The 12,315-nt window shown below is 65.4% G+C and carries 11 protein-coding genes and 1 pseudogene; 3 read left to right on the top strand and 9 right to left on the bottom strand.

Annotation, left to right across the window (positions count from 1 at the left end):
* Positions 1–263: 263 nt before the first annotated feature.
* The 5 genes from ACPTTF_RS37255 to ACPTTF_RS37235 all read right to left on the bottom strand — a co-directional run bounded on the left by ACPTTF_RS37255 (position 264) and on the right by ACPTTF_RS37235 (position 4,913).
* Positions 264–1,274: a TauD/TfdA family dioxygenase gene (locus ACPTTF_RS37255; RefSeq protein WP_423372629.1), complete on the bottom strand. Its 1,011-nt coding sequence runs from the start codon at positions 1,272–1,274 to the stop codon at positions 264–266.
* A 78-nt stretch (positions 1,275–1,352) separates the two neighbouring features.
* Positions 1,353–2,714 (bottom strand): diaminobutyrate--2-oxoglutarate transaminase family protein, encoded by a 1,362-nt coding sequence (locus tag ACPTTF_RS37250; protein ID WP_423391207.1) that lies wholly within the window; start codon positions 2,712–2,714, stop codon positions 1,353–1,355.
* A 108-nt stretch (positions 2,715–2,822) separates the two neighbouring features.
* The gene (locus tag ACPTTF_RS37245; RefSeq protein WP_423372482.1) at positions 2,823–3,773 is read right to left on the bottom strand and encodes a UDP-glucuronic acid decarboxylase family protein; all 951 of its coding nucleotides are present in this window, start codon (positions 3,771–3,773) and stop codon (positions 2,823–2,825) included.
* A 136-nt stretch (positions 3,774–3,909) separates the two neighbouring features.
* Positions 3,910–4,629 (bottom strand): thioesterase II family protein, encoded by a 720-nt coding sequence (locus tag ACPTTF_RS37240; protein WP_166959123.1) that lies wholly within the window; start codon positions 4,627–4,629, stop codon positions 3,910–3,912.
* Positions 4,620–4,913: a hypothetical protein gene (locus ACPTTF_RS37235; protein ID WP_423372481.1), complete on the bottom strand. Its 294-nt coding sequence runs from the start codon at positions 4,911–4,913 to the stop codon at positions 4,620–4,622. Before ACPTTF_RS37235 ends, ACPTTF_RS37240 begins: the two co-directional genes overlap by 10 nt.
* Before the next feature lie 486 nt (positions 4,914–5,399).
* Between ACPTTF_RS37235 and ACPTTF_RS37230 the strand changes: the two genes are divergently transcribed.
* Both ACPTTF_RS37230 and ACPTTF_RS37225 read left to right on the top strand, forming a co-directional pair.
* Positions 5,400–6,119: a response regulator transcription factor gene (locus ACPTTF_RS37230; protein WP_166959127.1), complete on the top strand. Its 720-nt coding sequence runs from the start codon at positions 5,400–5,402 to the stop codon at positions 6,117–6,119.
* A complete protein-coding gene (locus tag ACPTTF_RS37225; protein ID WP_423372480.1) occupies positions 6,119–7,624 on the top strand; it encodes a HAMP domain-containing sensor histidine kinase in 1,506 nt (501 codons plus the stop codon). Before ACPTTF_RS37230 ends, ACPTTF_RS37225 begins: the two co-directional genes overlap by 1 nt.
* Before the next feature lie 104 nt (positions 7,625–7,728).
* Here ACPTTF_RS37225 and ACPTTF_RS37220 read toward each other — a convergent pair whose 3' ends face one another.
* From ACPTTF_RS37220 to ACPTTF_RS37210, 3 genes are all read right to left on the bottom strand, one after another.
* Positions 7,729–8,832 (bottom strand): AraC family transcriptional regulator, encoded by a 1,104-nt coding sequence (locus ACPTTF_RS37220; RefSeq protein WP_423372479.1) that lies wholly within the window; start codon positions 8,830–8,832, stop codon positions 7,729–7,731.
* A gap of 139 nt (positions 8,833–8,971) precedes the next feature.
* The gene (locus ACPTTF_RS37215; RefSeq protein ID WP_166959133.1) at positions 8,972–9,427 is read right to left on the bottom strand and encodes a carboxymuconolactone decarboxylase family protein; all 456 of its coding nucleotides are present in this window, start codon (positions 9,425–9,427) and stop codon (positions 8,972–8,974) included.
* A gap of 300 nt (positions 9,428–9,727) precedes the next feature.
* The gene (locus ACPTTF_RS37210; protein WP_423372478.1) at positions 9,728–10,519 is read right to left on the bottom strand and encodes an HAD-IIB family hydrolase; all 792 of its coding nucleotides are present in this window, start codon (positions 10,517–10,519) and stop codon (positions 9,728–9,730) included.
* 159 nt (positions 10,520–10,678) lie between these two features.
* Here ACPTTF_RS37210 and ACPTTF_RS37205 point away from each other — a divergent pair.
* Positions 10,679–11,183, top strand: a pseudogene (locus tag ACPTTF_RS37205) (IS5 family transposase); the annotation flags it as partial.
* Between the two features lie 350 nt (positions 11,184–11,533).
* Here ACPTTF_RS37205 and ACPTTF_RS37200 read toward each other — a convergent pair.
* The gene (locus tag ACPTTF_RS37200; RefSeq protein ID WP_423372477.1) at positions 11,534–12,271 is read right to left on the bottom strand and encodes a hypothetical protein; all 738 of its coding nucleotides are present in this window, start codon (positions 12,269–12,271) and stop codon (positions 11,534–11,536) included.
* Positions 12,272–12,315: the final 44 nt, after the last annotated feature.

Below are 12,315 nucleotides of genomic sequence, written 5' to 3'. Positions count from 1 at the left end.
CTTGTGAATCCGTGCGTTCATTCTGACGGGCAAAGACAGTCCGTCATGCACGCCATGTGCCGGGCGCATACCGGGTTCACTGTCGCGTCGCGTGACCTCAGGACCAGTCGCGGCGCGCCCGCCAGCCTTGCTTCTTGAATCGGGTTATATTGAGATTAGAGCATCGCGCCAAACCGGCGTCTGCCCTGTAATTCAAGGACACGACGTTTCGTGCGCGTATTCAATCGGACCGGTCATTCATTCGCACGGTCATGGTTTGGCGACTACCTGCCCGACGGCGTTCCCGTGTCGGGGGAGTAGGGATCCAGCAGCGACACGATCACCTTGCGCTCGCCGTCGAAGGGATTGCGCCCATGCGCGAATCGCATGTTGTCGACGAGCAGGACGTCGCCTTGCTGCCAGGGAAACTGGATCGCGCATTCGCGGTACGCGTTGCGGATTTGCCCGATGTCGTCGAGATCGAATGGACTCCCGTCGCCGTAGAACGCGTTGCGTGGAACGCGATCCTCGCCGAACAGGCTGACGATCGAACTGGCGAGCGATGCTTCCAGGTTCGAGAGGTGGAACAGGTGGGCCTGGTTGAAGAAAACCCGGTCACGCGTGACCGGATGGTAGGCCACGCCCTGGTTGATCTGTGCGGTGCATAACGTGTCGTCGTCGACCCATTCGTGCTCGATGCCGTTGTCTGCGCAGAAGGCCGCGACCTGGCTGCGGTCGGTGGTCTGAAAGACGGTTTCCCACGGAATGTCGACGTGCCGCCGGTAGTGCCGGACATAGCGAACCTGCTTCGCCTCGAAGTTCTCCAGGATGCGTGCTCCGATCCGGCGGCTCACCTCCCGCATGTCGGCGATCGGCGTTTCGCCGCCGGCCGTGGGTGCGCAAAGGCAGCAGAATGCGACGCGCAGCGGCCAGCTGCGTTGATACGCGTTTTCGCAATGAAGCGCGATCGTCTCGCTCGGCGGATACTCGGTGGCGGTGAAGATGCCGTTGCCGATCGAGGTGCGCGGCGTGGAACGATAGACGTAGTCGGACTGATGAGCCGACACCGCGTTCGAAAACGCCTCGAATTCGGCGACCGATGACACGTCGAAACCGCGAAACAGGAGCGCGCCATGTTCCAGAAGCCGCGATTCGAGTTCAACCCGATTGTCGTTCACCGCCAGCACGAGATCGTGCCCGCTCACTGGCCCGTTCACTCGCCCGCTCGATGCCGGCTCCAGCAGCAACGGCGAGGCCCCGTCGGCAAGCAGCTTGCGCTCCTTCATGCCCAGCATGGTCAACTCTTCCTTATCTGGATGTGGATCGCGACGCACCGCGGACCGACCGGTCTTCACGGTTACGCTGCGGTGTGCCTATGCGCGGCAGGCCGTTTCCACCGCTTGTTCGAAGCGGTTGAGAATCTCGTGGATGTCCGCTTCCGAGACGATCAACGGCGGCAGGAACCTGAGTACCGCGCCATGACGGCCGCCGGTTTCGATCACGAGTCCGTTGCGCAGGCAATTCAGCTTGATGGCTTGCGCGAGCGCCGCATGGGTCGGGCCGGGTTGGCCATCGCGGCCGGGCAGCACGACTTCGACGCCGATCATCAGGCCGCGGCCGCGGATCTGGCCCAGACTGGGGAAGCGTTCGGCAATACGTTCGAGGCCGGCGACCAGCAGCTTGCCGACCGTGTCCGCGTGCGCCGACAGCCCGTCTCGATCGACGATGCGCATGGTCGACAAACCGGCCACCATCGCGATCTGGTTGCCGCGGAAGGTGCCCGCGTGCGAGCCGGGCGGCCAGGTGTCCAGGCGCTTGTCATAGACCACCACCGACAGCGGATAGCCGCCGCCGAGCGCCTTCGACAACACCAGGACGTCCGGCCGGATGCCGGAATGCTCGATGGCGAACAGCGCGCCGGTTCGGCCGAGGCCGGTCTGCACTTCATCGACGATCAGCGGGATTTCATGCCGCAGCGTCAGCTCGCGCAACTCGATCAGCCAGGCGTCGGAAGCGGGGATGCAGCCGCCTTCGCCTTGCACGACTTCGACGATGACGGCCGCGGGTTTCGTGATCCCGCTCTCGGGATCGGACAGGACCGTCCGGATATAGTTGATGCTGAGTTGATCGGTTGCCGAGCCGTCGGTGCCGAACGGGCAGCGAAAGGCATAGGGGTAGGGCAGGAAATGAACGTCGCGCCCGTTGCTGCCGGCCGATTTCGGCGTGAGATTGCCCGATGCGGCGAGTGCGCCGGTCGTCATGCCGTGGTAGGCGCCGTGGAACGCCATGATCGTCGGGCGGCCCGTATGATGCCGGGCCAGCTTGATCGCCGCTTCGACGCCATCCGCTCCGCTCGGACTGCAGAACTGGATCTTGCCGGTATCAGCGATCGCGTTCGGCAACATCGAGAACAGCTGTTCGACGAACGCGTGCTTGGCCGGCGTCGCCAGGTCGAGCGCCTGTTGCAGTTGACCGGAGGACAGGAACCGCATGACGGCTTCGTTGACTTCCGGGTGATTGTGCCCGAGTGCGAGCGTTCCGGCATTGGACAGGCAGTCGATGTATTCCTGCCCGTCGGAGTCGCGCATGCGTATGCCTTCGGCATGGGTAAACAGCCGTGGAAACGACGTCGCATAGGTTCGCGCGTTCGATTCGACATGCTTGAGATAATCGAGTTTTTCCATGCTTGGGAATCCGGCTTGCAGCGCGGATGATGGACACTGGCGAATCTGCATCGCTTCGTGTCGGCCAATGGTGCAACGGCAAGGGTGCAGCGGTACGGCTGATTGAAGCATGGTCTCCGTATCGCGTCTGCCACGGGAAAGCGGGACACCGGCGTGGCGTCAGGCCGGCACGGTCGAGCGGAAATAGTCGATGGTTCGACGCAGCCCCACTTCGAGCCCGATTGTCGGCTTCCAGTCGAGGTGGGTGCGTGCGAGGTTGATATCCGGACAACGTTGCGTCGGATCGTCCTTCGGCAGCGGCCGGAATACGATTCGCGACTTCGAGCCCGTCAGGCGCAAGATGATCTGCGCGAGTTCACTGACCGCGATCTCATGCGGATTGCCGAGGTTGATCGGGCCGGTGATGTCCGCGGGCGTGTCCATCATCCGGATCAGGCCGCCGACCATGTCGTCAACATAGCAGAACGCGCGGGTCTGGCTGCCGTCGCCATACAGCGTGATGTCCTCGCCGCGCAGCGCCTGCACGATGAAGTTGGATACGACGCGACCGTCGTTGGGATGCATGCGCGGCCCGTACGTGTTGAAGATCCGTACCACCTTGATTTGCACGTTTTGCTGGCGGTGATAGTCGAAGAACAGGGTCTCCGCGCACCGTTTTCCTTCGTCATAGCACGCACGCGGCCCGAGCGGGTTGACGTTGCCCCGGTACGTCTCCGGTTGCGGATGCACGTCGGGGTCGCCGTACACTTCGCTCGTGGAAGTTTGCAGCACGCGTGCGTGCGTGCGCTTCGCGAGCCCCAGCATGTTGATCGCGCCCATCACGCTGGTCTTGGTGGTCTGCACGGGATCGAACTGATAGTGGATCGGCGATGCCGGACAGGCGAGGTTGTAGATCTCGTCCACTTCCACGTACAGCGGAAAGGTCACGTCGTGGCGCAGCGCCTCGAAGCTCGGGTTGCCGAGCAGCGCGGCCACGTTCTGCTTGGTGCCGGTGAAATAGTTGTCGACGCACAAGACGTCATGACCGAGTTCGATCAGGCGCTCGCACAGATGCGAACCGAGGAAACCCGCGCCACCGGTTACGAGGATCCGCTTTCGATTACGTTGCACAATTGCACTCCAGGTTTGACGCGTAGGTAACTGGCGAGCTGCCCCCGGGCACGTTCGGCGGGACCGCGAGGCGCTTCGCTTCGACGATCACGGCACGCCGATCGCGCGATGCGGACCCCGACGTGTGCGATGCCCGTCACGCTTGCAGGGCGGTCGATGCAACGTGATCCGCGCGCCGCAGGCGCGTCGCAATGATGTCGGCCATTGCCCGCATTTCGCTCCGGATAAAGAAGTGATCGCCGTCGATGACATGAAAATCGCAGCGCCCGGTCGTCGCGGCATCCCAGCCTGAAACGGAATCGGCAGGGACCTGTTCATCCGCCACGCCCGCGAACGCGGTGATGTCGACTGCCAGCCTGCGTCCAGGCACGGCCCGGTAGTTTTCGATCATCGTGAAATCCGCACGCAGCGCCGGCATCATCAACGCCATCATTTCGCGGTTGTCCAGCACCGCCTTCGGTGTACCGCCCATCTCGCGCAGCGCGTCGATGAACGCGCGGTCGTCCAGCGCCTGCATCCGTCGAACGGGGCGCTCCTTGCCCGGTGCAGCGCGCGCGCTGACGAACAGATGCCGGAGGTTCGGTCGCGCATGCGCGGGAAGCCGCAGCGCCAGTTCGACGGCAATCGCCGCGCCCATGCTGTGGCCGAGCAGTGCGAAGGGACGATCGAAGCAACTGCCCAGGTCGTCCAGCAACGCGTCGATCAGCGTCGCCATATCCCGCACGGCAGGCTCCGACAGGCGGCTGCCTCGGCCGGCAAGCTCATGACGGTGCACCTCGATCCCGGGCAATAGCGGTTGCAGGCCACGATAGACGGCGGCCGAGCCGCCCGCGTAAGGGAAACAGATCAGACGCATGCGAGCGGGTACTCGATCGGCGCACTTGCTGCCGGGCTGCCGGAGATCGCGCTGCAGGCATTCACGGGTTCGGCGTTGTTCACGACTAAAGGTCCGGTCATTGTTTTCATGGTGATGCGTCGGCCATCTTCACCTGGCGGGAATCGGGCTTGAACACCCGGCGCGGCTTCGCGATGCGCCAGGCGACAGGCTGTTTCCATAGCCGGTTCGTTAGCGCTGTACGAAGGCTGCGAGGCCGCACGCGAGCAGTCGCGGAAGCGTTGATTCGCGTCATGGAAATTCATGGTGCCGCCAGGATTCGGAATGCACCCGACCCGGCTGGGCATGAGTTAAACATGAGGCCGCGTGGATGTATGTCGTAGAAAAACGGGACGTGTGCAGTTCGAGCATCGTCATGCGCGCGGCAGAGAAATGCGGGGGAGTTGACACCGGTCCTGGCGACGTCGCGCTCGGTGACCACGAATTCCTGCACGAATTTGAGCCACATGGCCCGAGTCTCGATCGTGGGCCAATTGGGTTGGGCCGACCAGGCCGCGAGGCCCGGCAAAAGGGGACGGGGCGGAAAGCGCTGCGGGTATTGGCTCACGGCACGGGCGCGATCCAAAATTAAACGAAATGTGATCCCTTCCCCCCGCAAAATTTTGCACAATGGCGGCAGCGCGGCACGTAACCGCGATTCGCCCCCGGGGGAAACCGGCCAGCCGGCCCGGGCCCGGGGCCGGCCCGAACCGAAACCCGACCTCGGCACCCACGTGCCGCCGCCCGCCGCCATGGACCAACCGAAACGCATCCTGATCGTCGAAGACGACGCCGACATCGCCGACGTGCTGAGCCTGCACCTGCGCGACGAGCGCTACGAGGTCGTGCACAGCGCGGACGGCGCGGAAGGACTGCGCCTGCTCGAGCAGGGCGGCTGGGATGCGCTGATCCTCGACCTGATGCTGCCGGGCGTCGACGGCCTCGAAATCTGCCGGCGTGCGCGTGCGATGACGCGCTACACGCCGATCATCATCACGAGCGCACGCTCGAGCGAGGTGCACCGGATCCTCGGCCTCGAACTCGGCGCCGACGACTATCTGGCCAAGCCGTTCTCGGTGCTCGAACTCGTCGCGCGCGTGAAGGCGCTGCTGCGGCGCGTCGATGCGCTCGCGCGCGATTCGCGGATCGACGCGGGTACGCTCGACGTCGCGGGGCTGGCGATCGACCCGATCGCGCGCGAAGCGAGCGTCGACGGCACGCGCATCGACCTCACGCCGCGCGAATTCGACCTGCTGTACTTCTTCGCGCGACACCCGGGCAAGGTGTTCTCGCGGATGGACCTGCTCAATGCCGTGTGGGGCTACCAGCACGAAGGCTACGAACACACGGTCAACACCCACATCAACCGGCTGCGCGCGAAGATCGAGGCCGACCCGGCGGAGCCCGTGCGGATCCTCACCGTGTGGGGCCGCGGCTACAAGCTCGCCGCACCGGGACAGCGGGACGGATGATGAAGCTCACCCTCACCCAGCGGCTGTCGCTCGTGTTCTCGGTGCTGCTGCTCGCGTGCTCGGGCGCGTCGGCGTGGCTGCAGATCCGCGCGAACGATATGCGCGAACAGGAAGTCGTGCAGGGGCTGTCGCGTGACCTGGCCGCCAACATCGTCAACAGCGTGACCCACAGCGCACCGCTGATGGACGCGAACGGGCTGCGCCCGGACGCCGTGCGCACGCTGTTCGGTCAGTTGATGGGCGTGAACCCGAGCGTCGAGGTCTATCTGCTCGACAACGCGGGGCGCATCAAGGGCGACGATGCGCCGCCCGGCCACGTGAAGCGCGACCGTGTCGATCTCGCCCCCGTGCAGCGCTTCATCGCGGGCGAGCCGCTGCCGATCCTCGGCGACGACCCGCGCAGCCCCGACGCGCGCAAGGTCTTCAGCGCCGCGCCGCTGCAGCGCGCGGGGCAGCCGCCGTCGGGCTACATCTACGTGGTGCTGCTCGGCGAGGCGCACGACCAGCTGGCCGCGCGCGTGGACGCCGGCAACGTGCTGCGCACGACGCTGTGGTCGATGGCGCTGGTCGCGCTGCTCGGCCTGCTCGCGGGCCTCACCGCGTTCAGCTTCATCACGCGCCCGCTGCGCCGGCTGACCGACGCGATGCGCCGCTTCGACGCGAACGGCACGCCCGACACGCAGCCGCCGGTGCCGCGTTCGCGTCCGGGCCGGCGCGGCGACGACATCGTCGTGCTCGAATCCGCGTTCGGGCAGATGGCCGACCGGATCGGCGACCAGTGGCGCGCGCTGACGCACCAGGATCAGCAGCGGCGCGAGCTGATCACGAACATCTCGCACGACCTGCGCACGCCGCTCACGTCGCTGCACGGCTACCTGGAGACGCTGTCGTTGAAGGCCGACACGCTCGCCGAGGCCGAACGGCGGCGCTACCTGTCGATCGCGCTCGCGCAGAGCGCGAAGGTCGGCCGGCTCGCGCAGGCGCTGTTCGAGCTCGCCCGCCTCGAATCGGGCGGCGTGCAGGCCGAACGCGAGCCGTTCTCGCTCGTCGATCTCGTGCAGGACGTGTTCCAGAAGTTCGAGTTGACCGCGCAGGCGCGCGGCGTCGTACTGCATGCGCGGATTCCGCCGCGGGTGCCGGTCGTGTCGGCCGATCTCGGGATGATCGAGCGCGTGCTGACCAACCTGCTCGACAACGCGCTGCGGCACACGCCTGCGCATGGCGAGGTCGAGGTCACGCTGGAGCCGCGCGGCGACCGCGTGCTCGTGACCGTGGCCGATACCGGGGAAGGGATTCCGGCGGCGCGGCGCGAAGGGTTGTTCCAGCGGCCGCAGCGGCCGATGAGCGGCGGCGCGGTGACGAGCGGCGGCCTCGGGCTACTGATCGTGCACCGGATGCTGGCGCTTAACGGCAGCAGTATCCGGCTGGTCGACCGGGCCGGGCGTGGCGCGGTGTTCGAGTTCGCGCTGGCGGTGGCCACGCCGGCGATCGGCGACGGACGCTGACTGCCGTCAGCACCGTCAGCACCGTCAGCACCACCAGCACCACCAGCACCACCAGCACCACCAGCACCACCAGCAGCACCAGCCCCCGCGCTCAACCGCCGCGCTCAACCGCCGCGCTTGTTGCGCCGCACGTCGCTCGGCGTCATGCCGGTCCAGCGCTTGAACGCGTGGCGGAAACCCACCGCATCGCTGAAGCCGAGCGTCAATGCGATGTCCTCGGTGCTGAGCGTGGTCGTGCTGAGATAGTCGATCGCGAGCGCCTTGCGCACGCTCGCCAGCAGTTCGCTGTACGACGTGCCTTCGGCTTCGAGCTTGCGGCGCAGTGTGCGCGACGTGATGCACAGGATCGCCGCGATCGCGTCGATATCGGGAAACTGCCCGGGCGTGCGCGTGAGTTCCTGGTACACGCGCCGCGTGACGCCGGCCTGGCTGCGCAATTCGTCGAGCAGGCTCGCGCAGTGCGACGACACCTGCGCGGCGGTAATCGGATTCGCGAGCTGCGGCGCGCGCGTGAGCCACGCGGCCGGGTAGCTGAGCACATGATGCGGCTGGTCGAAGGCGATCGGGCATTCGAGCGCATCGCCCAGCAGCGCCGCGTGCGCCGGCCGCGGCTGCACGAACTGCGCGCGCGCCGGCACGCACCACGCACCCATCACGTCCTTGATGATCGTCACGTGCAGCGCGAACTGCATGTCGATCAGGAAACGGTACAGCGGCTCGTCGAGATCGGGCAGCGCGACTTCGTGCCGGTCGGGAAACAGCCACGACGCGGTATCGCCCTGTTCGACCCAGCGGATCCCGAGCATGCCGTTCGCGAGCCGGTGATATTTGACGGCCGATTCGAACGCGTGCGCGAGCGATTCCGAACACAGCATCGCGTAACCGTACATCCCGTAGCTCGACACGTGCAGCCGGTGGCCGACGCGCACGCCGAGATCGGAGCCGTCGTAGCGGCCGATGGCATTGCGCGCGGCCGTGAGGAACTGCAGCGGCGACGTGAGCGTGAACGGGTCCGCGACGGCGGCCGGCGTGAGGCCGGTACCGTCGAGCACCGCGACCGGGTCGAGGCCGGCTTGCGTCGCCACGTCGAGCAGCACGGCCAGCTTGGCCGGCGTGAAGCGCTGCTGGCGCAACGCGTGGATCGGCTCGACGTCCGGCAGGCGGGTTGCGCGGGCGGTCGTCGGGTTCAAGGGCGCGCTGCGCGGCATGGGAGCATCCTGCGTCCGAATCGATATCGTTTACGGCACGCAATTCTGCTCGGGATCGGTCCCATGCGCCACAGGGTTCACCCTGATACGCGCGCCGGCGCCACCCGGCGCGGCGCGCGTCGGGCGCCGCGAACCGGCTTCAACCCGCCTGGAACACACCGGCCTCCCATGCAAACGGCTTCGCGAGCCGGTTCCACGTGTTGATCTGCGCGACGATCAGCGTGAGCGTGGCCAGTTCGTCGCGATCGAAATGCGCGCGCGTCGCGTCGACGAGTTCGTCGCCGATCGCGTGCTCGCTGATCAGTGTCAGCGCCTCGGCCCAGCGCAGCGCGGCCTGCTCCTTCGGGCTGTAGAGGCCGGGCGTTTCGTGCCAGACGGGCAGCAGGTGGTAGCGCAGCGGGTCTTCGCCCGCGTGAATGCCTTCCTTGATATGCCGGTCGAGACAATAGGCGCAGCCGTTGAGCTGCGACACGCGTGCGCGTACCAGCTCGACGAGCCGGAAGTCGTGGCCGGTGTCGTTCGCGTAGGCCTCGACGTTGAGCACGACGTCGAGCAGCCGGGCGGGGAGTTGTCCAAACGAGATGCGTTCTGGCATGGCGAATGACCTTTGAAAGTGTTGTTGGTTGTCTTGTTCCGGTTTGGCGTGCTGCCGTGGTCGGCGCCATATGTACAGTATTCCTGATTATCAGGCAGCGGGATCGACCGGCGAGAACAGGCGAGATGCGCGCTTGATCCGTTGTGCGGATCAAGCGGCTTCATGGGCGGCGGCGCGCGGCACGTTCGGCCGTGGCGAACCGGAAGCGAAGCGATCGTATCAGGTGCGGCCGGCGACAAGAATCGCCGGATCCCGTATGTTGTTCATGCCGATCACGCGATAGTCGATGTGCGGGCGCGGTCAGCCCCGATCGTCCGCACGCGTGCGCAGAATCGCATCGGCGAACTCCACGAACCCGCTGCCGCCCGGGCCTTGCGTGATCCATCGCGGCAACGCAGGCAACTGCTGCAGATACTCGACCACGGTGCTCATGCCGGCCGTGTGCGTGAAGTAGCCGAACATCGGCGCGTCGTTGGTGGAATCGCCGGAATAGGCGACGCACTCGCGCGCCGAGCCGGCGTCGACGCCGAACGTGTCCGACAGCACACGCAGCGACATCGACAGCTTGTCGTACCCGCCGACCCACCCGATGATCCACAGGTTGTTGATGGTCGCGTCCGCGCCGGCCGCGACCAGCGCGTCGCGGATCCGGTCGTCTTGTTCGCTGCCGGTGCGGGCGTACACGAGCGACGTCAGCCTGAAGTCCTGGTCGTCCGCGTGACGGGCGGCGGGTACGGCCGTCTCGACCTGCCGCGCAATGCGCCGGAGTGCGTCGCTCGCGCCGGCGAGCGCATCGTCCGCATGCCAGTAACGGCGTTCGACGCCATGCCCGTCCGGGCTGCGCCGGATGAAGAGTCCGCCGTTTTCCGCAATCACGCCGTCGACCGGCCACATGCGCGCCATCTGGTCGCACCAGCCCGCCGGCGCGGCAGTCACGGGAATCACATGGATGCCGCGGGCCTGCAGGCGTTCGAGCGCCGCGTAGGTTTGCGCGGCCAGGCGGCCTTGATGGGTCAGGGTCTCGTCCATGTCGGTCAGCACGAATCGAACGGATGAGAAGGAGTCGGTGGGGGCCAGGGCAAGCGGCTGCATTGTCTCGACAGGGGAAGGGCGATCGCCGATTATGAAGAAGGACGCGTGACCGTGCAATGCCGCATGCTGCTAAGAGACGGTTTCAAAAAGGGCCCGTGGGTCTGTTAACTTTCGGGGCGAGCTGCTAACCTCGGCATCGGAACCACCGAGACCAAGGAGATGGGCAAACCGATCATCGACGACGAACTGTGGACATTGATCGAACCATTACTGCCGCCACCCAAGCCTCGGCGCGAGAAGAACCCAGGCCGCTTGCCTGTTTCGAATCGCGCCGCGCTGACCGGCACCCTGTTCGTTCTCAAGACCGGACTGCGCTGGCGCGACCTGCCCGCCGAGATGGGCTGTGGCTCGGGCGACTTGCTGGCGACGACTACGCGATTGGCAGGCTGCGGGCGTATGGGATTGCCTGCACGAGTTGCTGCTCGCGAAGCTGCGAGCAGCAGACGAAATCGACTTCTCGCGAGCCGCCGTCGATTCATCATCGATTCGCGCCGTTGGGGCGGGCCAAAAACTGGGCCAAACCCCACCGATCGCGCGACCCGGTTCCAGGCACCATATCGTCACCGACGCCAACGGCACGCCGCTCGCCGCGATCTTGACCGGCGCGAATGTCAACGACATCACGCAATTGCTGCCTCTGATCGACGCGATTCCACCGACTCGCATATCGAGAATCGTATATCAGTCATGCCTCTATGGTTGTGCGGGGGAGTGTACGACGCGAATTGACGACTTTATTTCGGTGAGGTTGTCGATAAACTCGTCAACTCGGGCGCCGAGAGCCCCGTGCTACGCACGCCTCGAATTGACATCTTTGTTTTGCGCTACGTTGCAAGACAGCGCACTTCGGGCCTTACGACCCCGCACAGATGAGGGTCGGCCGGGATTCGCAACATTTTCGCCCAAGCCGATCGGGCGGCAACATCTTCCGCTGAAAGGCCAGATCGCTCAAATGCAATGGCCGCCATGCGACCGGGGGGCGCCTCGCCTGCCGGCAAGTCGCCCGTCCCGACGTCATTGCCTGGCGGCGAACAGCTCGCATGCGTCGCGGTAAAGCAGCAAATCCAGCGCATTGCATTCGACGAGTTCCCGATAAAGCAGCGGACCAAGCTCCCGCTCGGTATTCTGGAGACGCGCCTCGAGCGTGGACGTGAGATCCGCGGACACGTTCAGCGCCTGGTAATTCACGTCGATCTCGCCGAAATACGGCCGCAGATGGTCCTGAAGGCGTCGCAGCGACGCATCGAATGCTTCCACGATGCCAAAGAATGGCAGCGCCTTCAGGCGCGCAAGCGCACCCAGATAGTCGCTTGGCGTGGCGCGCGACTCGACGATTTCCCTGAGCCCGGCGCCCAGTATAAGCACCTGAAAATTCCGGCACACTGCATTCGCTTCGCGACTGACCACCCATTCTGCGAATGCCGACATGCTGGAATCGCGGGCTGCCTGTGCCGTCGCCGTTGGCGACGCCAGTTTCTGCTGCCTCTCGAAACGATAGACCGAGCCGAATCGATCGATCGGGTGTCGCAGAAACAAGATCGGCAAAAACGTGATGTCCGGGTGTTCGGGCAACGGCAAGCGCGCCTGATGGCTGGAGATGACTCGTAAGCCTGGATTGGCCAGGGCGTAATCGAGCAGCTCCGCCGGGCTTATCTCGGACCAGGGATATTCGCCCTCGAGGGTTCCGCGCTCGTGTTCGGGAAAATTTCGCGCGAGAACGTCATCGATCGTCGTCCCGGCGTTCTTGTACAAATGGTAATGCACGATTATGAAACGCACTTGTCCCAACTCCTTCC

The organism is Burkholderia crassaminum, from assembly GCF_964265005.1.
GTDB lineage: Bacteria > Pseudomonadota > Gammaproteobacteria > Burkholderiales > Burkholderiaceae > Burkholderia.
This window is presented reverse-complemented; position numbering and strand designations above follow the sequence as displayed.

Excerpts from the sequence above, each read along its gene's own strand:
- ACPTTF_RS37255 (WP_423372629.1), bottom strand. The coding sequence starts at position 1,274 with ATGCTGGGCATGAAGGAGCGCAAGCTGCTTGCCGACGGGGCCTCGCCG.
- ACPTTF_RS37250 (WP_423391207.1), bottom strand. The coding sequence starts at position 2,714 with ATGCAGATTCGCCAGTGTCCATCATCCGCGCTGCAAGCCGGATTCCCA.
- ACPTTF_RS37240 (WP_166959123.1), bottom strand. The coding sequence starts at position 4,629 with ATGCGTCTGATCTGTTTCCCTTACGCGGGCGGCTCGGCCGCCGTCTAT.
- ACPTTF_RS37235 (WP_423372481.1), bottom strand. The coding sequence starts at position 4,913 with ATGAATTTCCATGACGCGAATCAACGCTTCCGCGACTGCTCGCGTGCG.
- ACPTTF_RS37230 (WP_166959127.1), top strand. The coding sequence starts at position 5,400 with ATGGACCAACCGAAACGCATCCTGATCGTCGAAGACGACGCCGACATC.
- ACPTTF_RS37225 (WP_423372480.1), top strand. The coding sequence starts at position 6,119 with ATGAAGCTCACCCTCACCCAGCGGCTGTCGCTCGTGTTCTCGGTGCTG.
- ACPTTF_RS37220 (WP_423372479.1), bottom strand. The coding sequence starts at position 8,832 with ATGCCGCGCAGCGCGCCCTTGAACCCGACGACCGCCCGCGCAACCCGC.
- ACPTTF_RS37215 (WP_166959133.1), bottom strand. The coding sequence starts at position 9,427 with ATGCCAGAACGCATCTCGTTTGGACAACTCCCCGCCCGGCTGCTCGAC.
- ACPTTF_RS37210 (WP_423372478.1), bottom strand. The coding sequence starts at position 10,519 with ATGCAGCCGCTTGCCCTGGCCCCCACCGACTCCTTCTCATCCGTTCGA.